The sequence below is a fragment of the Amycolatopsis melonis genome (assembly GCF_040064235.1).
Lineage (GTDB): Bacteria > Actinomycetota > Actinomycetes > Mycobacteriales > Pseudonocardiaceae > Amycolatopsis > Amycolatopsis melonis.
In genome coordinates this window covers 484,353-504,171 of record NZ_JBDZYD010000005.1, presented here as the reverse complement: position 1 = coordinate 504,171, position 19,819 = coordinate 484,353, and the positions used below count along the sequence as shown (strand labels likewise).

Here is a 19,819-nt window from a genome sequence, read left to right as displayed (position 1 = left end):
CCCGTCGTGCACCCGCACGGCGGGGCGCTTATCGTTGGCGGGCGTGACCAGAGAAGCGCCGGTTGTCCTGTGGTTCCGCCGCGACCTGCGGCTCGGCGACCACGCCGCGCTGCTGGAGGCGTCCCGCCACAGCAAGCACGTCCTCGCGCTGTACGTCCTCGACGACGTGCTCCTGACGCCTTCGGGCGCGCCGCGGACGGCGTTTCTCCTCGGCTGCCTGGAGAAGCTGAACGACCAGCTCGGCGGACGGCTGATGCTGGTGCACGGCGACCCGGCCACCGAAGTCGTCCGCGCGGCACGCGAGATCGGCGCGGCGGCGGTGCACGTCAGCGCCGACGCGGGTCCGTACGGCCGCCGCCGCGACGCCGCGGTCGCGAAGGCGTTGGCGGAGCACAACATCGGCTGGGTGGAGACCGGCTCGCCGTACGCGGTGACCCCGGGCCGCGTCACCAAGCCGGACGGCGAACCGTACCGCGTCTTCACGCCGTTCTTCCGCGCCTGGACCGCCCACGGCTGGCCTTCCCCGGCTCGACCGTCCCATGTGGACTGGGTGGAACCACTTCGGTCGGTGAAGATCCCGCGTCCGCCCCGCGTTTCGGCCACGCTGCCCGAACCGGGTGAGCAGGCCGCCCTGGACGTCTGGCACGAGTTCCTTTCCGGCGGCATCGAGACGTACGCCACCGACCGCGACCGCCCCGATCTGCCGGGCACGACCCGGCTTTCACCGTACCTGCGCTGGGGATGCGTCCATCCGCGGACGCTGCTGGCGGACCTGGACGACAGCCCGGGCGCGCAGGCGCTGCGGAGTGAGCTGTGCTGGCGGGAGTTCCACGCGGACGTCCTGTGGCACCGGCCGGAAACGGCGCGCCGCAATTACGACAGGCGGTTCGACGGAATGGCGTACGACGACGATCCCGAGGCGTTCGAGCGGTGGTGTGCGGGAAAGACCGGCTTCCCGTTCGTGGACGCCGGGATGCGGCAGCTGCTGGCCGAGGGCTGGATGCACAACCGGGTGCGGATGGTCGTCGCGAGCTTCCTGGTGAAGGACCTGCACCTGCCGTGGTGGCTGGGTGCCCGGCACTTCATGAAGCACCTCGTGGACGGCGACCTGGCGTCGAACCAGCTGAACTGGCAGTGGATCGCGGGCTCCGGCACGGACGCGGCGCCCTACTTCCGGATCTTCAACCCGGCCACGCAGGGGGAGAAGTTCGACCCGCAGGGCGACTACGTGCGGAAGTACGTGCCGGAACTGCGGTCGGTGCCGGGAAAGGCGGTCCACCGGCTGAAGGAGCGGCCCGCGGACTACCCGGCGCCCATGGTCGACCACGCCCACGAGCGCCGGATCGCGTTGGAGCGCTACGGCCGGATCACCTCGTGAGCAGCGGCCGGACGCGCCACACCACGGCGAGCGCGGGATCGCCGGTGGGGCTCGGCTCGATCCGGTCCACGGTGAAGCCTTCGCGCTCGTAGAACGCGCCGGCTCGCTCGTTGGCGGCGAAGTGCTCGATGTACAGCCGCCCGGCGTCCGCGGGCAGCTGCCGGATGAGGGCGTCGAGCAGGCGGGGGCCGAGCCCGCGGCCGCGCTGCCGCGGGTGGACGTAGAGCTTGTAGACCACGTGCTCGGCCCCGGCGCGGCCACGCTGCCCGACGCCGGCCAGCTCGCCGCCGTCCTCCGCGACGACCACCAGCCCGCCGTCGACGGCCGCCGCGAGATGCGGCTCGTTCCACCAGTTACGGACCTGCTCGTCCGCCGCGGCCGCGCCGATCAGCGGGGCGTAGTGCGGCCGGATGTGCGCTTCGCCGAACCGGTGGATCGCCGCCACGTCGTCCGGCCCGGCGGGCCGCACCTCAGCCACGCAGGGCCTCCGACAGCTTGATCCGGCTGCCGATGCGCAGCACGCTGTTGCCGTAGATCTTGCCGCCCAGCCAGGTCAGTGCGGCGATGAGTGCGACGGTCAGCGTGAGCGACAGCGCGATCTCCCAGCCCGCCGCCGCGCCTGTCGAAATGCGGGCGGGCATGAGGATCGGGGAGAGCAGGGGGATCAGCGAGACGATCTTCGTCGCCGAGCCCGCCGGGTTCTGGACCAGCAGGTTGAAGCCCGCGATGAAGCCCACCACGAGGATGATGTTCAGCGGCCCGACCACCGACTGGGTGTCCTCCTGCCGCGACACCAGCGAGCCCAGCGCGCCGTAGATCGTGGCGTACAACAGGAAACCGAGCAAATACCACAGCAGGCCCCACAGCAGCGTGCCGGTGGCGAAGCCGGACACGCTGACCACCCCGGTGACCGACGCCGCCACCAGGCCGGCCGCCGCCAGGATCACCAGCTGGGTCAGGCCGACCAGGCCGAGGCCGATCACCTTGCCCAGCAGCAGCTGCCACGGCCGGACGCTGGCGAGCAGGATCTCCACGACCCGGCTCGACTTCTCCTCCACGACGCCCTGGGCGACCATCATCCCGTAGGTGATGATGCTCATGTACAGCAGGAACGCCACGACCAGCCCGACGACCAGCCGCTGCGTGTGGTCCGGTGGCTCCGGCGCGAGCGCGTCGTCGCGGACGTGGGTGCCGTTGACCCTGGCCATCACCTCGGCAGGCTCCAGCTGCGCCGACGACAGCACTCCGTCGAGCACCTGCTGCTGTGCGACCTGGTCGAGCACCGCGCGCAGCTGGCTGTCCAAAGAGGACTTGTAGGTGGCGGTCAGCTGTGCCGCGCTGCCCGAGACGAGCGCGTCGAAGTCGCCGTCCTCGACCTTCTTGCGGCCCTCCGCCGCGTCGGTGACGGCGACCGTTTCGATCTGCTGTCCCGCGCGGGCGGCCGTGGCCTGCAGCTGCTGGGCGATGCCGATCGCCTGCCCGGTCAGCCCGACCTTGCTCCTGTCCGACGAGCCCGCCAGCGCGGTCTGGAACCCGATGTAGCCGATCAGCAGCACCAGCAGCACCGCGGTGCCGACCACAAAGGACCGTGTCCGCAGCCGCGTGTTCAGCTCGCGCTTCATCACCAGCCAGACGGCCCGGCGGCCACTGAGCTTCTTCATCGGGCTTCCCCCTCTTTGGCGTCGTTCACGGCGTCGCGGAAGAGCTCGGTCAGCGACCGGCGACGGCGGCTGAACTCGGTCACCGGCCCGGTGGCCAGCGCCGCGGCGAGCACGGCCTGGTCGTCCGCGCCCGGTGCGAGGTCGAGCACGGTCGTGGTGCCGTGCTCCTCCAGCACGCGCACGCCGGGCAGGCCCGCGGCCCACCCCGGCCGCGCGGCAGGCGCGGTGACGACCAGCTTGCTGTTCGCGCCCGCGGTCAGCTCGTCGACCGTGCCGACCGCGACCATCCGGCCCCCGCGGATGATCCCGACCCGGTCGCAGAGCCGCTCGACGAGGTCGAGCTGGTGGCTGGAGAACACCACGGGCACGCCCGCCGCGGCCTTCTCCCGCAGGACACCGCTCATGACGTCGACGGCGAGCGGGTCGAGGCCGGAGAACGGCTCGTCGAGCACCAGCACCGCGGGGTCGTGCACCAGGGCCGCGGCGAGCTGGACGCGCTGCTGGTTGCCGAGGCTCAGTTTCTGCACCTCGTCCTTGCGGCGCTCGGCCAGCCCGAGCCGGGTGATCCAGTTCTCGGCGTTGCGGTGGGCTTCGTTCGCGCTCAGGCCGTGCAGCTCGGCCAGGTAGACGAGCTGGTCGAGCACCTTCATCTTCGGGTAGAGCCCGCGTTCCTCCGGCATGTAGCCGATGTGGGTGCGGGTCTCGTGCGTGACCGGCTCGCCGCCGAAGCGCACTTCGCCCCCGTCGGCGGCGAGCACCCCCAGCGCGATCCGCATGGTGGTCGTCTTGCCTGCCCCGTTGCTGCCGACGAAGCCGAACAGCTCCCCGGCGCGGACGTCGAACGAAACGCCGTCCAGCGCGACCTTCGCGCCGTAGCGCTTGGAGATCCCGTCGATCTCCAGCGTCCCCTCAGTCATTCCCCATCCCCTCTTCGAAGTCTTCGGGATCGTCGTCCGGCAGCGACCAGCCCAGCACGACGGCCGGGATGGTCGTCCCGGTGACGAGCAGCGCGGACAGCATCATCGCGCCCCGGACGCCGCCTTCTTCGGTGTTGGCGATGAACAGGCTGTACAGCAGCGCGATCACCATCAGGTAGCTGAGCGCCTGGTAGCCGATGTAGGTGACGCGGTGCCGCCACTCGCGCTCGCGTTCGTCCAGCAGGCGGGAGAAGCTGCCGCTCATCCGCCCGGTGAGGATGCGCAGCAACAGGAAGGCCACGCCGCCGATGACGAGCCCGCTCAGCCAGATGGCGGGAAACACCCAGCGCGGCTCCAGCTCGTACCGCGTCGCCCCGGCGATCAGGGCCAGATCCCCGGCGACGAGCACGGCAACGAGGGCCCGCCGGTGCTTGCGGGTCCGCCACCGCGGCAGGTGCAGGGCCCGTCGTCGTTCGCGTTCGTCGAGCTTGTCCAGCTGACGTTCCCAGTAGGCCGCGAGCCGGCCCGGCTGCTCGGTCATGCTCCCCCCTCGCGGTAGACCTGGGTGGACAGCGGCGTGAACGGCTCGCGGCTGAAGACCGCCTCGACGGGCAGGTCGAACACCGCGCAGATCCGGAACGCCAGATCCAGGCTCGGATAGTGGTCGCCCCGCTCGAGCGCGCCGATGGTCTGCGGATTGACATCGACGGCACTGGCGAGCGCGGCCCTGGTCATCCCGCGCTCGGCCCGGAGCACGGGAAGCCGGTTGTAGATCGGCAGCTCCTTGCCGCGTCTTACCGGACTCATGGACGTACTGTTGCAAAAACCCAACGGCGCGTCAAGTTAAGGGAACCTCAAGTCCGGTTGTGCTGGGTGCTCTGGTCAGGCGAGGCCCGCGAGCGACTTGTCGACAAGCTCGGCGACCCGGGGGGCCGCGGCTTCCGCGTCGGCCGGGATGAGGGACAGCCGGGTCCGTCTCTCCAGGACGTCCGCCACGTCGAGTGCTCCCTCGTTCCGGACCGCCCACACGATCTCGGCCGCCGTGATCTCCGTTCCGGGGCTCACCGGGGCCGCGAACTCCGCGTCCAGCTCGCCCAAGGCGGCCACCCGGGGCGCCTCCGTCCCGTACCGGGCCACCAGTCGCGCCGGAGCGTCCACAAGGGACAAAGCCGACCGCGAAGCCGCTCCCAGCAACGGAAGCCGGGCAGTCCGGCAAGGGGAAGCCGTGAGACCGGCGAGCCGGACCGCCGCGTCGACCGCGTCCTCGGCCATCCGGCGGTACGTCGTGAGCTTGCCGCCCACCACCGTCAGCAAGCCATCCGAACCGGCCAGTACGGCGTGCTTGCGGGACAGGTCCGCCGACCGTCCGCCACCCTCCACCAATGGACGCAGGCCCGCATACGAGCCCGCCACGTCCGCCCGGGTCAGCGGGCGGGACAGTACCGACGAAGCCAGCGAAAGCAGGAAGTCCACATCGGACTCGGGAACCGAAGGAACAGACGGAATCGGACCCGGGACGGGCTCGTCCGTCAGTCCCAAGTAGACACGGCCGTCCGGCTGGGGGAGCAGGAAGACGAACCGGTTGTTCTCGCCGGGCACGCCGATGTTCACCGACGTCGTTCCCATCGGGACCGTCCCGGGGGCGAGGACCAGGTGCGAACCCAGCGACGGCCGCAGCCGCACCGAGCCCGTCAGCGTGCCCGCCCACACACCCGTCGCGTTGATCACCTGGCGGGCGTGGATGTCCACAGTGGAACCCGAGAGGCCGTCGCGTGCCTGGACGCGGTCCGCCGACAGCGACGTCGCCGAAAGGCGCGTCAGGATGCGGGCGCCGAACGAAGCTGCCGTGCGGGCCAGGGAAATCACGAGCCGGGCGTCGTCCACCAGGGCGCCGTCGTAGGCCAGCAGCGCGCCGCGGAGGCCGCGGGGTGCCAGGCCGGGTGCCAGTGCCAGTGCCTCGGCCGCCGGGACCGAACGGGGCCGGGGCAGCACCGACGACGGCGTCCGGGCCGCGCGGCGGAGGGCGTCGCCTGCTCGCAGGCCCGCTGCCACGAAGGCCTGCTGGGCGCGGGAAGTGCTGGGGTACAACGGAAACAGCTGGGGCATCGCGCGCGTAAGGTGCGGGGCCGTGCGGGTCATCAGGATGCCGCGCTCGACCGCGCTCTCGTGGGCCAGGCCCAGCTCGCCGTGTGCCAGGTAGCGCAGGCCGCCGTGGACCAGCTTCGACGACCAGCGGGACGTGCCGAACGCCAGGTCGTGGGCCTCGACCAGCGCCACCGACAGCCCGCGCGAGGCCGCGTCCAGTGCGATCCCGGTGCCGGTGACCCCGCCGCCGACCACCACGAGGTCGACGCGCTCGCCCGCCGCCAGCGCCGCCAGTTCGCGTTCGCGGCGCCGCGCGTTGAGCGAGCCCGGCGTCACGGCTTCAGTGCCGCGTCGAGCACGTGCCGGAACTCCGCCATCAGCGCCGCCTCGCCGACGTCCGCCGTCGCCGGCCGCAGCGAGAACGCGAACGACTGCACCACCAGCAGGATCGACCGGGACTGCGCCGCGACCGGCGCCCGCCGGATCGAACCGTCCTGGTGGCCCGCCTCCAGCAGATGGTGCAGGGCCTGCTCGGCGAACTTCTGGGTCGCGCCGAGCCGCTCCACGATGTACGGCAGGACCAGCTCGGGATCGACGTCGAGCAGCGTCCGGAACAGTGGGTCGGCCGACAGCGCGCGGACCCCGGCCGCCGCGATCGTCACCAGGCGCTCCCTGCTGTGCGCGGCGTCGGCGCCGAGCTCGGTCGCCGTGCGCAGCAGCCCGCTGAACTCGCGGGTCATCAGGGCGGCGAGCACGCTGCGGACGTCGGGGAACCGGCGGTAGACCGTCATCCGGCTGACCCGGGCGGTGCGGGCGATTTCGGCGAGTGTGGTGCGGCGCACACCGACCGCCAGCACGCACGTGCGCGCGGCGTCGAGCAGCACGTCATCGGCCACCCGGGTGGCCGTCTGCCTGCTCCGGGTGTCCGCGAGCGCGGAGGAACCCGCCGTCTGCGTGGTGTGACGTTTAACGTCCATATGTCACACTGTAGTCGTGAACGCGCTCATTGACCACCGCCTCCGCCGGTCCTGGACCGCGGACGCCGCCGACGCCGCCCAGCTGCCCGTGCGCGCGGCCAGGTGGCTCGACCAGCGTATCGGTCCGGTCACCCCCGGCGCCGCCTCCGCGGCGGACGTGTCGGCGGAAATACCGTCACCGAAACTTTCGAACTCTGCCACCGAAGCGCTCGCCAAAGTGGTCGGCACGGAGAACGTGCTGGTCGACGCCCCGGCACGGCTGGCGCGCGCGACCGGACTGTCCTACCTCGACCTCGTGCGGCGCCGTTCGCCCCGCGCGGAATTCCCGGTGCCCGACGCGGTCGTGCTGCCGGCCGGCCCGGACGAGGTCCAGGCGGTCCTCGACGTCTGCGTCGAGCACGACGTCGGGGTCGTCCCCTTCGGCGGCGGCACGTCGGTGGTCGGCGGGGTCGCGGCGCTGCGCGGCGGGAAGACGGCGGTGATCGCGCTCGACCTCGTCCGGCTCGACGCGCTCGTGTCGGTCGACGCCGAGTCGCGCATCGCCGTCCTGCAGGCGGGCGTCCGCGGTCCCGAGGCCGAACGCCTGCTCGGCGAGCACGGCCTGACGCTCGGGCACATCCCGCAGTCGTACGAACGCGCCACGATCGGCGGTTTCGCGGCGACGCGCTCGGCGGGACAGGCGTCGTCGGGCTACGGGCGGTTCGAGGACATGGTGACCGGCGTGCGGCTGGCGACTCCGCGCGGGGAGTGGAAACTCGGCGTCGCCCCGGCGTCCGCGGCCGGTCCGGACCTGCGCCAGCTCGCGATCGGCAGCGAGGGGACGCTCGGCGTGATCACCGAAGTCGCCCTGCGGGTGCGGCCGGTGCCGCCGGTCCGGCACTACGAGGGGTACGCGCTGCCCGGCTGGGCGGCCGGTGTCGCGGCGGTGCGTGACCTTGCGCAGCACCATGCGCTCGCCGACGTCACGCGGCTGTCCGATGTGGACGAGACGGAGGTTTCGCTGGCGCTGAACGCCGGGCTCAAGACGGCGGCGCTGCGCCGATACCTCGCCGCACGCGGGGTGCGGCGGCCGTGTTTTCTCATTGTCGGCTGGGAAGGTACCGCCCACGACGTGGCGCTGCGGCGCCGCGAGACGGCGCGGCGGCTGAAGGCGGCCGGTGCGGTGCGCGTCGGCAAGGCGCTCGGCGAGTCGTGGCGGCACGGCCGGTTCGCCGGACCGCGGCAGCGCGATGCGTTGCTGGACCGGGGAGTGTGCGTCGAGACGCTGGAGACGGCGGCGTACTGGTCCAATGTGGACGAGCTGCGCGACGACGTCCGGGCCGCGCTCACGGCGTCGCTGGGCCGGTCGATCGTGATGTGCCACATTTCGCACGCGTACGAAACCGGGGCGTCGCTGTACTTCACGGTGTTGACGGCCCGCGACGAAACCGACCCGATCGGACAGTGGCAGCGCGCCAAGGCCGCGGCGTGCGAAGCAATAGCGGGAACGGGCACGATCTCGCACCACCACGCCGTCGGTGTCGACCACGCGCCGTACCTGAGCGCCGAAATCGGCGCGCTGGGTGTCGAAGTGCTGCGCGCGGTGAAGTCCACAGTGGATCCGACGGGGATTCTCAATCCGGGCAAGCTGGTGTGACGACTTCGCAGGGCACGCCGTGGCCGTCGGCGGGGACGCCGTCGAGGGCCGCGGCCTCGGCCTGGGGAACGTCGGCGGTGCGCACCGGCTTGCCGTCGACCAGCAGCGGATAGCGGATCGGCGCGGCCCCGACGTAGGTGTGGACCTCGGTCAGCCGGGTGCCGTCGTCGAGGGTGATGTCGGGTTCGGTCAGCCGGGCCAGGTGGTAGCGCGTGCCGCGGCCCTCGCAGCGGTCGAGCACGGCCAGCTGCGCGGGCGTCACGAACCAGACGGCGTGCTCCTCGACGCCGGGCAGCGCGGTGAGGGTGGCCGGACGCTGGTCGTCGACCACGCGGAACCCGGCCGCCCACACCGCGGCGAGCCCGGCGCAGCGCGCGTGCGCCACCACGACCGGGCCTTCGAGCCCGAGCCGCGCCCGCAGCCAGGTGATCTTCGACGGGTTCGCGTTGGAGCCGTAGGCCAGCACGGCCGTCCGCTCGCGCCAGCCGTCCGGCGCGGTGCCGAGCGGATGGCCGGCGCCGTCGACGTGCACGAACGAATAGCCCGGCCGGGTGCCCGGGTAGGGCTCGGCCGGGTACTCGTCGTCGGTGAAGAGGGTCAGAACGTCACCACGCTGCGCAGGACGTCGCCGTGGTGCATGCGCTGGAAGGCCTGCTCGACGCCGTCGGCACCGATGCGCTCGGTGACGAACTTGTCCAGCGGCAGCCTGCCCTGCAGGTAGAGGTCGACGAGCATCGGGAAGTCCCGGCTGGGCAGGCAGTCGCCGTACCACGACGACTTGAGCGAGCCGCCGCGCGAGAAGAAGTCGATCAGCGGCAGGTCGTCGAGGCGCATGTCCGGCGTCGGCACGCCGACGAGCACGACGGTGCCGGCGAGGTCCCGGCCGTAGAAGGCCTGCCGCCAGGTCTCCGGGCGGCCGACGGCGTCGATCACGACGTCGGGGCCGAACCCGCCGGTGGCTTCCTGCATGGCTTCGACGACCTGTGCCTCGCTGAGGCCCTTGCTGTTGACGGTGTGCGTCGCGCCGAAGTCCCCGGCCCAGCCGAGCTTCCGGTCGTCCATGTCGATCGCGACGATCGTGGTGGCCCCGGCCAGCTTCGCGCCCGCGATGGCGGCGTCCCCGACCCCGCCGCAGCCGATGACGGCGACGGAATCCCCGCGGGTGACGGCGCCGGTGTTGATCGCGGCACCCAGCCCGGCCATGACACCGCAGCCGAGCAGCCCGGCCACCGCGGGCTCGGCTTCGGGATTGACCTTTGTGCACTGTCCGCTGTGGACCAGTGTCTTCTCGAGGAAGGCGCCGATGCCGAGGGCGGGCGAGAGCTTGGTGCCGTCGGCGAGGGTCATCGGCTGGGCGGCGTTGAAGGTCGAGAAGCAGTACCACGGCTTGCCGCGCTTGCAGGCCCGGCAGGTCCCGCAGACGGCACGCCAGTTGAGGATGACGTAGTCGCCGGGCGCGAGGTCGCCGACGCCGTCGCCGACGGCCTCGACGACCCCGGCGGCCTCGTGGCCGAGCAGGAACGGGAAGTCGTCGTTGATCCCGCCCTCGCGGTAGTGCAGGTCGGTGTGGCAGACCCCGCAGGCCTGGACGTTCACGACGGCCTCGCCGGGCCCGGGATCGGGGACGACGACGGTCTCCAGCGAGACAGGCTCCCCCTTGGCCCGCGAAACAACCCCCTGGACCTCGTACGGCATGCGAATCCACCTTCCGGCCGCGCTGCTGGTTCCGTTCGCAGCTAAGCACGGATCATGCGGAGATGGCGAGATCCGCATGGGTGGTTAATGCGCAACGAGTTGCGTTGTGCGCAACTGCCCAGGTGGCTTTCAAGCGGGAGTGATGATGTACGCGACACCGCCGGGGCCGCTCGCCACGCTGCCGTCCGCGCGGTAGCGCTTGGTCCGCTGCCAGATCTTCTCGAACTGGTCGCGCTTGTAGACGTTGCGGACGCGGTCGTTGCTGCTGGCCGCCGGGTCGTTGGCGATCACGTCGCCGTCCTTGGTGAACCCGACCACGACCATGATGTGCCCCGACGTCCCGTACCCGGCGCCGTCCAGCTCGGAGGACAGGAACGACTGCGACGTGATCACCGGGATGCCGCGGGCGATGTACTCCTCCAGCTCGTTCAGCGAGTGCAGCCGCGTGATGTGCCCGCGCAGCCCGCGCGACGCCGCGTAGGCGGTGTTGAACGGCCAGTTGCCGGTGCCGTCGTAGGCGTGGTCGTAGGTGTAGCGCGCCGCGAAGGCCACCGACGGGTCGACGTAGCCCGCCGGGATCCACGCCAGCTCCGCCGCCGACGGCTTCTTGCCCCAGTACTCGGCCACCATCTCCGTCGACGTCGGGCTGCACCACGCCTCGCCGCCCCCGCCGTACTGCGGGAACTGTCCCTTGTGGAGGTTCTGCGCGTACGCCGGCACCTTCAGCTCGATCCCGGTGGCGCGGCCGGGCTTCGTCGGCTGCACCTCGAAGCGGTCCGGCACCGCCGACGTCATCGCGCCGAGCGCCGTCACCGACGGCGTCGCGGCCGAACCGGCTTCGCGGTAGAGGCTGATCCGCAGCTTGTACGACTTCAGCGTCACGCCGGCCTTCATGACCAGCGTGTCGACGTCCACCAGCGCGTTCGCGTCGTCCTGGCCGTCGACGCTGGTGCGCAGGATGTCGGCGTCGCCGCTGGCCCAGCGGCCCATCACGTACCACGCGGTTTCCGCGCCCGCCGCCGTCCGGCCCTGCGCCTCGACCTGCAGCCAGGTCTTCTCCGGCGTCTTCGCGTTCCACGACGCGACCAGCTGCGTCGCGCCGAAGCCCTGCCGGTACGCCGGGGACGTCCACTGGCCGTACTCGTACGTCCTCGTCGTGCCCAGCTCCGGCTCGGTGTGCTCGACCGTGCCGATCGGGTGCGTGAGGCGCAGGCCGTCCCGCGTCAGCGCGAGCCCGGCGAAGTCGCCTTCGTGGAAGCGGCCACCGGCCCACTCGTGGTAGTCGATCGCCTCGTCGTCGCGGGGCCGGACCGGCCCCGCTTCGGCGACCTGTGCGGTCGCCGCGGTCACCGCGACGATCGACAAGATGGTCAGCAAACTCCGCACCCGCATTCCGGCTCCCACCGCTCGACCCACCCAGTAGGCAGGGATTTTCGCCGGTCGGGCCGGGTCTGTAAACAGCTGGCTACAAGACAGCCTGCGTCTGTGTCACTTTCGCGACCAACTTGCCGTCGTCGTCGTGGATTTCGGTCTCCACGACGACGAACTTCCGGCCGGCGTGCAATGGTCTGGACGACGCAACGGCGTACCCCGAACGCACCGCGCGCAGGAAGTTCGTCTTCGACTCGACGGTCGTGGTGCCCTGGCTGCCCTCGGGCAGGTTGAGGAACGCGCACACGGCGCCGGTCGAGTCGGCCAGCGCCATGAGCGCGCCGCCGTGCAGCACGCCGCCGAGCGTGCAGAGGCTCTCGTCCCACTTCAGGCGGCTGCGGACCAGCGCGGGCCCGTGCTCCAGGACCTCGACGCCGAGGCGTTCGGAGAACGGCATGGAACGGTGGAACAGCTGCGTGCCCTCGGGATCGGTCATGCGGCCACTGTGCCGCATCTCCCGCGGCCGGTCGATTACCCCGCAGGTAACGCCCGTCGTGGGTGGGTTATTGGGGGCGAACCCAAAAAAAAACCCAACCACCGCGGCGGCCGCACGTGAATACCCCCCTGTTAATGGCGTTGGTTTGTTTTTTATGGGTTAAATAACCCGAATTACCACTCACGACGAGCTGCGGCAGACCTCAGGACAGCGGGTTGACCAGCAGCAGCTCCGTGTTGTGGTCCTCGCCCGCGCCGACGCGGCCGAGGTTGACGTGGATGTCGTTGTAGGACAGTTCCCGGTAGAGCGACGCAAGCGCTTGCGGCGTGCGGGCGTCGTAGTCCACGGCGTAGGGCGCCTCCGCCTCGATCAGCGTCGTGAACAGCGACAACGTGCCGTCGGCGTTGTCGGCCACCTCGATGATCCGGGCGTGCTGCGGGAAGTCGACGTGCGAGGCGGTGTTGATCTCCCAGAAGCTCTGCTGCGGCGTCGCACCGGCGTGCGGGGTGATCTTGTTGAGGTGCGTGTGGCCGTTGACCCAGGCCAGCACGTTCGGGAACCGCTTGAGCAGTGCGACCAACGCGTTGCCGTCCAGCCGCGGGTCGAGCGGGTGGCGCGAGTCCGGCAGCAGGTTGCCCATCGTTCCCGACGTGTGGTGGCTGAACAGGACGAACAGCTCGTCGGTGACGGCGTGGGTGACCTTGCGGCCGAAGAAGTCGTAGTACGTCGAGCTGCCGCGCTTGAGCGTCGACTCGACCCACGTGTACTGCGCGAGCCCGATCGACCCGTCGGCGAACCCGGCGTCGGTGGTCGTGTCGAGGCTGATCCCGGTGACACCCGGCGCGATCCGGAACGTGTAGTAGACGTTCCGGCCGTCGGCGTTGGCGCCGGTGAAGCCGTGCCCGATCGGGCCGGGGCCGGTGTTGGCCGCGTCGAGGTGCGCGCGGACGAACTCGCCGGTGGTGAACGGGCGGCGCCGCGCGTCCGGCGTGATCTCGCGGATCGTGCCGGAACCGCCGAACAGCTCGGCGACCGGGATGCTCGACCCCGGCTTGGCGATGGCGTCGGCGAGCTTCTTCGCGGTGGTCTCGTCCTTGCCGATGACCTTGTACTTCCCGGTGTACCAGGCGTCGATGCCGGGAATCTGCGCCGGCAGCGAGCCGACGATGCTGTCGTCGTGGTTGCCGAAGGTGCAGAACCACGGCACGTCGAGGCCCGGCGCGGTGAACGTCTTCTGCGCCGCTTCGAGCAGGCCGGGCAGCTGCGGGAAGCCCTTGGCCGAGTACTTGTCGCCCACCCCGGGGATCGACGGGTTCCAGTACTCGTCGTTGCCGGAGCTCTGGACGCCCTCGTAGGCGTCCGGGTCGCCGGAGTTCGGCGTGACGCTGCCGCCGTTGAGGACCTTGAGGAACCAGTCCAGCTCGATCAGCTCGTGGTTGTCGGTGTTGTCGCCGGTGGTGACCATGAGGTCGAACGGCCGCCCGGTGAACGGGCCCTGCCGCACGCTGTTGACGCGCTCGACCAGCGCGCTGGTCGCGACGGTGCCGAGGACCTCCTGCGGCCGGTGCGCGGAGCCGACGAACGGATGCAGGTACTCGAACCGCGCGGGGCTTTCGGCGTCGGTGATGTGCAGGTCGGTGAACTGGACGAACGCGCCGAGGGCGTGACGCCGGTCGTCGCGCCCGCTCTTCGGGGTGGCCAGCTCGCCGCGGACGACGAGCGGCCAGCCGGGTCCGGCGGACAGGCGCGAGTACGTCGTGGTGCTGCCGCCCGTGGCGACCTGCTCCAGGGTGGTGCCGGTGGTGCTGACCGAGCGGGTGCCGGTGAGCCGCAGGGCGCGGTCGAGGGCGTTCGCGGTGGGCGTGCAGAGCAGGAGCCCGAGACCGGCGGCGCCCGCCGTGGCGAAGGTGCGCCGGGTGAGTTCGGCCATGAGGTTACTCCCCAGTTCGGTGACAGTGCGCCTCACGTTGTCACGGCCGCCGGGAAGGGAGTACCGCCGAAGGTTTGATCAGGTCCGCGGTGGTCTCAGCAGGCGATGCCGCACGCTCCGGCGGCGGCGAACAGGCCGAAGAAGAACAGCATCACCACGACCGCCGGGATGACGCCGAGGATCCCGCACACCAGGCCCGCGATGCCCATGCCCTTGCCCGTGTAGCCCGGCTTGCCGCCCTGCACGATGCCTGCCCACGACAGGCCGATCGCGAGGAAGCCGAGCAGCAGGTCCGCGACCGGGATCCAGAACCCGACCAGCGCGAGGATGCCGACCACCATGCCCGCCACCGCGAGGCCGCTGGTGCGCAGCACCGGGTAGGCCGCCATCGGGTACCCCGGCTGCGTCACGTACGGCTGGGTCGCGTACGGCTGCACCGCGTACTGCGGTGCCGGCTGCTCGGGCTGGTAAGGGTCGAAATTCGTCATGCTGCTCCCGCTTTCCGTCCCCAGCGGAGTCGCTGCGGAGGCGTCGCACGTTACTCAGCCCGTCAGGCCGGACTCGGTCACCCCGCGCACCAGGTACCGCTGCAGGAACGCGAACAGCAGCACGATCGGCAGGATCGACACCGCCGCCGCCAGGAACAGCAGGTTCAGCTGCGGGTTCTGCGCGGTCAGCAGCCCGGACAGCGCCACCTGGACCGTCCACGAATCGGGGGACTGCGCGATGATCAACGGCCACAGGAACGCGTTCCAGCTGCCGATCACCGTGATCACCGCGACCGCCGCGAAGAAGCCCTTCGAGTTCGGGACCACGATCCGCCAGAAGACACCCCAGCGGGTCAGCCCGTCCATCCGGCCCGCCTCCTCCAGCTCGCGGGGGAAGTCCAGGAAGTACTGCCGGAACAGGAACACGCTGAAGGCGCTGAACAGCCCGGGGATCACCAGCCCGCGGAAGTCCGACAGCCAGCCCAGCGACGAGACCACCACGAAGCTCGGCACGAACGTCACCGACGTCGGGATCATCAGCGTCGCCAGCACCGCGTAGAACACGATCCCGGAATGCCGGTACGGGATCCGGGCGAGGCCGTAGCCTGCCAGCGAGCAGACCACCAGCAGGCCGGTCGTCTGCAGCACCGCCACGATCGCCGAGTTCAGCAGGCTCCGCGCGAACGGGACGTCCGCCAGCGAGAACAGGCGGGAGAAGTTCTCCCAGTGCACTGTGGACGGAAACAGCGTCCACTGTGGAGCAGTGATCTCCGCGCGCGACGCCAGGCCGTTGCGCAGCAGCAGGTAGAACGGCAGCAGGAACAGCACCGCGGCCACGATGAGCGCGGTCCAGCGCAGGATCGCCCTCATGACACCCGCCCGAAGCGGAACACGCGGCCCTGCAACAGGGTCACCAGCGCGATGAGCAGCGCCAGGATCACCGCGCCCGCGCTGCCGCGGCCGAGGTCCTGGCCGCCCGAACCCAGCGACGTGTAGTACAGGTACACCAGCGGCGGCCGCGCGAACGGCGGATAGCCGCGGGCGTCGCCCATGATGTTGTAGAACTCGTCGAACGCCTGGTAGGCGTTGATCAGGTTGAGCAGCAGCACCGCCACCGCCGTCGCGCGCAGCTGCGGCAGCGTCACGTGCCGGAACACCTGCCAGCCCGGCTTCGCGCCGTCCAGCCAGGCCGCTTCGTAGAGATGCTGCGGAATCCGTTGCAGTGCCGCGATGAACAGGATCATGTAGAAGCCCAGCTGCAGCCACAGCCGGGCGGTCACGAGGACGATCCAGTACAGCGGCGGGTGCACCGTGCCCGTCCACGCCACCGGGTCCGCGCCGAACCAGCCGAGCACCGTGTTCGCCAGTCCATAGCGCACACCGGAGAACAGCGACGTCTTCCAGATCAGCGACGCCACGACGTAGGAACAGGCGAACGGAAGGAAGAACACCGACCGGAAGAACGCCCGCGCGAACCGCAGCCGGTTGACCCCGAGCGCCAGTGCCAGCGACAGCACGAACGTCAGCGGCACGATGAAGGCCGCGAACACGCTGAACGTGCCCAGGCTCGACAGGAACGGCTCGTCGGTGAGCATGTGCGCGTAGTTGTCCAGGCCGACGAACTGCGTCGGGGTCACCGTGTTGCGCGCGTCGAAGAACGACAGGTACGCGCTCCAGCCGATCGGCAGGTACGCGAAGACGACCAGGCCGATCAGGAACGGGCCGACGAACAGCCAGAACGCGCGCGCATCGCGCCGTTTCATCCGAAGAGGCGCTTCAGCTCGGCCTTCGCGACCTCGACCGCCGTCTTGACCTGAGCGGCCGGGTCCGCACCCTCCTTGGCGATCTTCGCGACCGCGTCGGACAACGCCGTGTTCGCCTGCTGTGTCCACACCGGACCGCCGACCAGGTGGCTGTTCTCCTTGACGAACCGGGCCGCGTCGGCGGCCGGGCCCGACTTGAGGTTGTCCGCGCGGCCGGCCAGGCTCTGCCGGGCCGGGACGTGGAAGCCGAACTTCGTCGCGAACTCCAGCTGGTAGTCGGTCCGGTCCACCCACAGCCACTTCACGAACGCCTTGGCCTCGGCGACGTGCGCGCTCTTGGCGTTCACCATCGCGCCGTACGCGCCGACCGGCACCGACGGGGCGCCGCTGCCGTCCAGCTTGGGGAACGGCAGCACGCCGAAGTCATCGTCGAAGGCGTCCCGGATCTTCGGCACGTTCCACAGGCCGGTCCACTGCATCGCGGCGAGCCCGTCGATGAACGCGCCCGGGTCCGACCAGTCCGCAGGCGCGCCGAGCAGCAGCGAGCCGTTGGCGTTCAACGTGTGCAGCTTGGCCAGTGCGGTCGCCGCGCGCGGGTCGTCGAAGCCGACCTCGCGGTTGCCGTTCTTCAGGTAGTCCAGGCCCGCCGACCACAGCAGCGGGCCGGTGAGCACGCCGACCCCGCCGTCGTTGCCCGCGAAGAAGCCCTTGACGCCGTCCTTGGTCAGCTTCGCGGCCGCGTCGACCAGCTCGTCGACCGTCTGCGGCGGCTGCACGCCCGCCGCCTGCAGCAGGCTCTTGCGGTAGAAGAGCACCTGCGTGTCGGTCGCCTGCGGGATGCCGTAGACCTTGCCGTCGACGGTCTGCGCGGCCAGCACGGCCGGGCTGAAGTCGCCCTTCACCGGCCCGATGACGTCGTCGAGCGAGACGACCTGGTTCTGCCGCACCCAGTCGATCTTGACCTGCGCCTCGAAGACGTCCGGGACCTTGCTGTTCTGCAGTGCGGTGACGATCTTGGAGTCGTAGTCGCCCGGGTTCCACTGGACGTTCACGGTGGCGCGGGGGTAGGTCGCCGCGTAGCGCTTGACGGCTTCCTGGACGCCGTCCTCGCCGTAGGCGTGGTACCACTGCTGGAGCGTGGCCTTCGGCGTGTCCGACGGCGGCGGCCCAGCCGAGTACGCCGTCGAGGGCGGCGGATCACCCTGCCGCCCGGTGTTCGACCCGCACGCCGTCGCCAGCGCGCCGGCACCCGCCAGTGCCAGGAACTTGCGCCTGTTATGCATCCCCAGAACCCCTCCGTGAAGTTCGTGAAGGCCACCTTGAGGAAGACAGAGTTCCTCAAGGTGGCCTTCACGAACATGAAGACTCGCCGGAGATTTACCCGTTAGAGCTGGGCGATGTCGAGCTTTCCCTCGGAGTAGGACGCGCGGATCCGCTTCTTGTCGAACTTGCCGACGCTCGTCTTGGGCACTTCGTCGACGAACGTCCAGTTCTCCGGCAGCTGCCACTTCGCGACCTTGTCGGCCAGGAAGTCGCGCAGCTCCTCGGGAGTGGCCGTCCGGCCCTCCTTGAGCACGACGGCGACCAGCGGCCGCTCGTCCCACTTCTCGTCGGGGATGCCGACGACCGCGGCCTCGGCGACCGCCGGGTGGGCCATGACCTGGTTCTCCAGGTCGACCGAGGAAATCCACTCGCCGCCGGACTTGATGACGTCCTTGGCGCGGTCGGTCAGGGTCAGGAAGCCGTCCGGGCTGATCCGGCCGACGTCGCCGGTGCGCAGCCAGCCGTCGTGGAACTTCTCGGGGTCGACGTCCGCGCCGCCGTAGTACGACGCGGCGATCCACGGGCCCTGGACCTCCAGCTCGCCGACGGACTGGTCGTCCCACGGCAGCGGCTCGCCGGAGTCGCCGATCAGCCGCGCCCGCACCGACGCCGGGAAGCGGCCCTGCGTGTAGCGGTACTTCCAGGCCTCCTCGCCGGTCGCCGACGCCGGCGGCCGCGCGACGCTGCCCAGCGGCGACGTCTCGGTCATGCCCCAGGCGTGCAGGATCGGCACGTTGTGCCGCTCCTGGAAGGCGTGCATCAGCGACGGCGGCACCGCCGACCCGCCGACGACGACCTCGCGCAGGTGCGAGATGTCCTGCGGGTGCGCTTCGAGGTGGGCGAGCAGGCCCTGCCAGACGGTCGGGACCGCGCCGGCGAACGTCGGCTTCTCGGCGGCCAGCATCGCCGCGATCGGCGCCGGCTGGAGGAAGCGGTCCGGCATCAGCAGTGACGCGCCGACCATCAGCGACGCGTACGGCAGGCCCCACGCCATCGCGTGGAACATCGGCACGATGGCCAGCGCCTTGTCGTGCTGGGCGAGCCGCATGCTGTCGGTCATGCAGACCTGCATCGAGTGCAGCCAGATCGACCGGTGCGAGTAGGCGACGCCCTTCGGGTCACCCGTCGTGCCCGAGGTGTAACACATCGCGGCCGCGGAGCGCTCGTCGACGTCCGGCCAGTCGAAGGTGTCCGGCTGCGCGGCCAGCAGCTCGGCGTAGGAGTGCACCCCGACGCCGTCGGGGGCTTCGAGGGACGCGGCGTCGCCGTTGGCCACGATGACGTGCCGGACCGTCTTGAACTGCGGCAGCTGCTTGGCCAGCAGCGGGACCAGCGTGCCGTCGACGATGACGACGTGGTCCTCGGCGTGGTTGGCGACGAACACGAGCTGCTCGGGGAACAGGCGGATGTTCAGCGTGTGCAGCACGGCCCCCATCGCGGGAACGGCCAGGTAGGCGGCCATGTGCTCGGCGTTGTTCCACATGAACGTGCCGACGCGCTGGTCTCCTGTCACGCCGAGGCCGCGGAGCGCGTTCGCGAGCCGGGCGGCGTGCCTGCCCAGGTCGCCGTAGGTCTCGCGACGCCCTTCTGAACCGGTCCAGGTGATGACTTCGCTCGCCGAGTGCACCGTCGTGCCGTGGCGGAGCAGGTTCGCCAGCGACAGCTGCCCGTCCTGCATGGTGCTCAACATGGTCGCTCCCGGGGGTCGTTCGCCGGTGGGCTGGGTTGCGCCGACTCTAGTGCGGATCGGGTGAAGCGGGCATGGTCGACAACGGCTCCGTTCGGTCACGGTCGTCGCGCGATCGGGCGACGACCGGACGATGATCAAGATCATCAATTCTTGCACTTTTCCTTATGAGCAAGGAAATGTGCACGAGAACAGTGCGTAGCGGAGGCTGCACTTCCGGGTGAGTGACGCGGCTCGCGGCGGTTCTTGGGAGCGTTTCCGCAGGCCGGAGCGGGTTGCCCGGTATCACCTCCGGGGGTAATAAGTGCGTGTCGGTTGCACGGCCACGAAGCCGGTGGCGTTTACTGGGGCCGTGGTAAGAGACGGCTGGCCAGCGCTTGCAGGAGCAAGCACACACAAAAGCCGTCGGCCG

19 protein-coding genes are annotated in these 19,819 nt (G+C 70.6%); 2 read left to right on the top strand and 17 right to left on the bottom strand.

Features of this window, described 5'->3' with window-relative positions:
• Positions 1-43 precede the first annotated feature (43 nt).
• A complete protein-coding gene (locus ABJI51_RS16360) occupies positions 44-1,378 on the top strand; it encodes a cryptochrome/photolyase family protein (RefSeq protein ID WP_348951662.1) in 1,335 nt (444 codons plus the stop codon).
• Here ABJI51_RS16360 and ABJI51_RS16355 read toward each other — a convergent pair.
• The 7 genes from ABJI51_RS16355 to ABJI51_RS16325 form a co-directional block, all read right to left on the bottom strand.
• A complete protein-coding gene (locus ABJI51_RS16355; protein ID WP_348951660.1) occupies positions 1,368-1,856 on the bottom strand; it encodes a GNAT family N-acetyltransferase in 489 nt (162 codons plus the stop codon). The genes ABJI51_RS16360 and ABJI51_RS16355 overlap by 11 nt on opposite strands.
• Positions 1,849-3,039 carry an ABC transporter permease gene (locus ABJI51_RS16350; RefSeq protein ID WP_348951658.1) on the bottom strand — a complete coding sequence of 397 codons (1,191 nt, stop codon included), beginning with the start codon at positions 3,037-3,039 and terminating at the stop codon, positions 1,849-1,851. The genes ABJI51_RS16355 and ABJI51_RS16350 overlap by 8 nt, the downstream gene beginning before the upstream one ends.
• Complete coding sequence (locus ABJI51_RS16345) at positions 3,036-3,956, bottom strand: ABC transporter ATP-binding protein (protein ID WP_348951656.1); 921 nt, start codon at positions 3,954-3,956, stop codon at positions 3,036-3,038. Before ABJI51_RS16345 ends, ABJI51_RS16350 begins: the two co-directional genes overlap by 4 nt.
• Positions 3,949-4,497: a hypothetical protein gene (locus ABJI51_RS16340; protein WP_348951655.1), complete on the bottom strand. Its 549-nt coding sequence runs from the start codon at positions 4,495-4,497 to the stop codon at positions 3,949-3,951. The genes ABJI51_RS16345 and ABJI51_RS16340 overlap by 8 nt, the downstream gene beginning before the upstream one ends.
• Positions 4,494-4,763, bottom strand: a complete 270-nt coding sequence (locus ABJI51_RS16335; protein WP_348951653.1) for a helix-turn-helix transcriptional regulator — start codon at positions 4,761-4,763, stop codon at positions 4,494-4,496. Before ABJI51_RS16335 ends, ABJI51_RS16340 begins: the two co-directional genes overlap by 4 nt.
• Before the next feature lie 75 nt (positions 4,764-4,838).
• On the bottom strand, positions 4,839-6,377 hold the full coding sequence (locus tag ABJI51_RS16330) for a glycerol-3-phosphate dehydrogenase/oxidase (RefSeq protein ID WP_348951652.1): 1,539 nt from the start codon (positions 6,375-6,377) through the stop codon (positions 4,839-4,841).
• Positions 6,374-6,937: a TetR/AcrR family transcriptional regulator gene (locus ABJI51_RS16325; protein WP_348951897.1), complete on the bottom strand. Its 564-nt coding sequence runs from the start codon at positions 6,935-6,937 to the stop codon at positions 6,374-6,376. Before ABJI51_RS16325 ends, ABJI51_RS16330 begins: the two co-directional genes overlap by 4 nt.
• 97 nt (positions 6,938-7,034) lie before the next feature.
• Between ABJI51_RS16325 and ABJI51_RS16320 the strand changes: the two genes are divergently transcribed.
• Complete coding sequence (locus tag ABJI51_RS16320; RefSeq protein WP_431605616.1) at positions 7,035-8,654, top strand: FAD-binding oxidoreductase; 1,620 nt, start codon at positions 7,035-7,037, stop codon at positions 8,652-8,654.
• On the opposite strand, the gene ABJI51_RS16315 is transcribed toward ABJI51_RS16320, so the two are convergent.
• The 10 genes from ABJI51_RS16315 to ABJI51_RS16270 form a co-directional block, all read right to left on the bottom strand.
• Complete coding sequence (locus tag ABJI51_RS16315; protein WP_348951650.1) at positions 8,632-9,186, bottom strand: gamma-glutamylcyclotransferase family protein; 555 nt, start codon at positions 9,184-9,186, stop codon at positions 8,632-8,634. The genes ABJI51_RS16320 and ABJI51_RS16315 overlap by 23 nt on opposite strands.
• A gap of 65 nt (positions 9,187-9,251) precedes the next feature.
• Entirely contained in the window at positions 9,252-10,349 is a 1,098-nt protein-coding gene (locus ABJI51_RS16310) for an S-(hydroxymethyl)mycothiol dehydrogenase (protein WP_348951649.1), read from the bottom strand.
• A gap of 129 nt (positions 10,350-10,478) precedes the next feature.
• On the bottom strand, positions 10,479-11,741 hold the full coding sequence (locus tag ABJI51_RS16305) for a C39 family peptidase (protein ID WP_348951647.1): 1,263 nt from the start codon (positions 11,739-11,741) through the stop codon (positions 10,479-10,481).
• Positions 11,742-11,814: 73 nt separating this feature from the next.
• Positions 11,815-12,216, bottom strand: a complete 402-nt coding sequence (locus tag ABJI51_RS16300; RefSeq protein WP_348951646.1) for a PaaI family thioesterase — start codon at positions 12,214-12,216, stop codon at positions 11,815-11,817.
• A 202-nt stretch (positions 12,217-12,418) separates the two neighbouring features.
• Positions 12,419-14,146: a TIGR03767 family metallophosphoesterase gene (locus ABJI51_RS16295; RefSeq protein ID WP_348951644.1), complete on the bottom strand. Its 1,728-nt coding sequence runs from the start codon at positions 14,144-14,146 to the stop codon at positions 12,419-12,421.
• Between the two features lie 95 nt (positions 14,147-14,241).
• Entirely contained in the window at positions 14,242-14,634 is a 393-nt protein-coding gene (locus ABJI51_RS16290; RefSeq protein WP_348951643.1) for a DUF4190 domain-containing protein, read from the bottom strand.
• A gap of 54 nt (positions 14,635-14,688) precedes the next feature.
• A complete protein-coding gene (locus ABJI51_RS16285) occupies positions 14,689-15,504 on the bottom strand; it encodes a carbohydrate ABC transporter permease (protein ID WP_348951641.1) in 816 nt (271 codons plus the stop codon).
• Entirely contained in the window at positions 15,501-16,397 is an 897-nt protein-coding gene (locus tag ABJI51_RS16280) for a carbohydrate ABC transporter permease (RefSeq protein WP_348951639.1), read from the bottom strand. The genes ABJI51_RS16285 and ABJI51_RS16280 overlap by 4 nt, the downstream gene beginning before the upstream one ends.
• Positions 16,394-17,680, bottom strand: a complete 1,287-nt coding sequence (locus ABJI51_RS16275; RefSeq protein WP_348951637.1) for an ABC transporter substrate-binding protein — start codon at positions 17,678-17,680, stop codon at positions 16,394-16,396. The genes ABJI51_RS16280 and ABJI51_RS16275 overlap by 4 nt, the downstream gene beginning before the upstream one ends.
• 101 nt (positions 17,681-17,781) lie before the next feature.
• A complete protein-coding gene (locus ABJI51_RS16270; protein WP_348951635.1) occupies positions 17,782-19,410 on the bottom strand; it encodes a long-chain fatty acid--CoA ligase in 1,629 nt (542 codons plus the stop codon).
• Positions 19,411-19,819 lie beyond the last annotated feature (409 nt).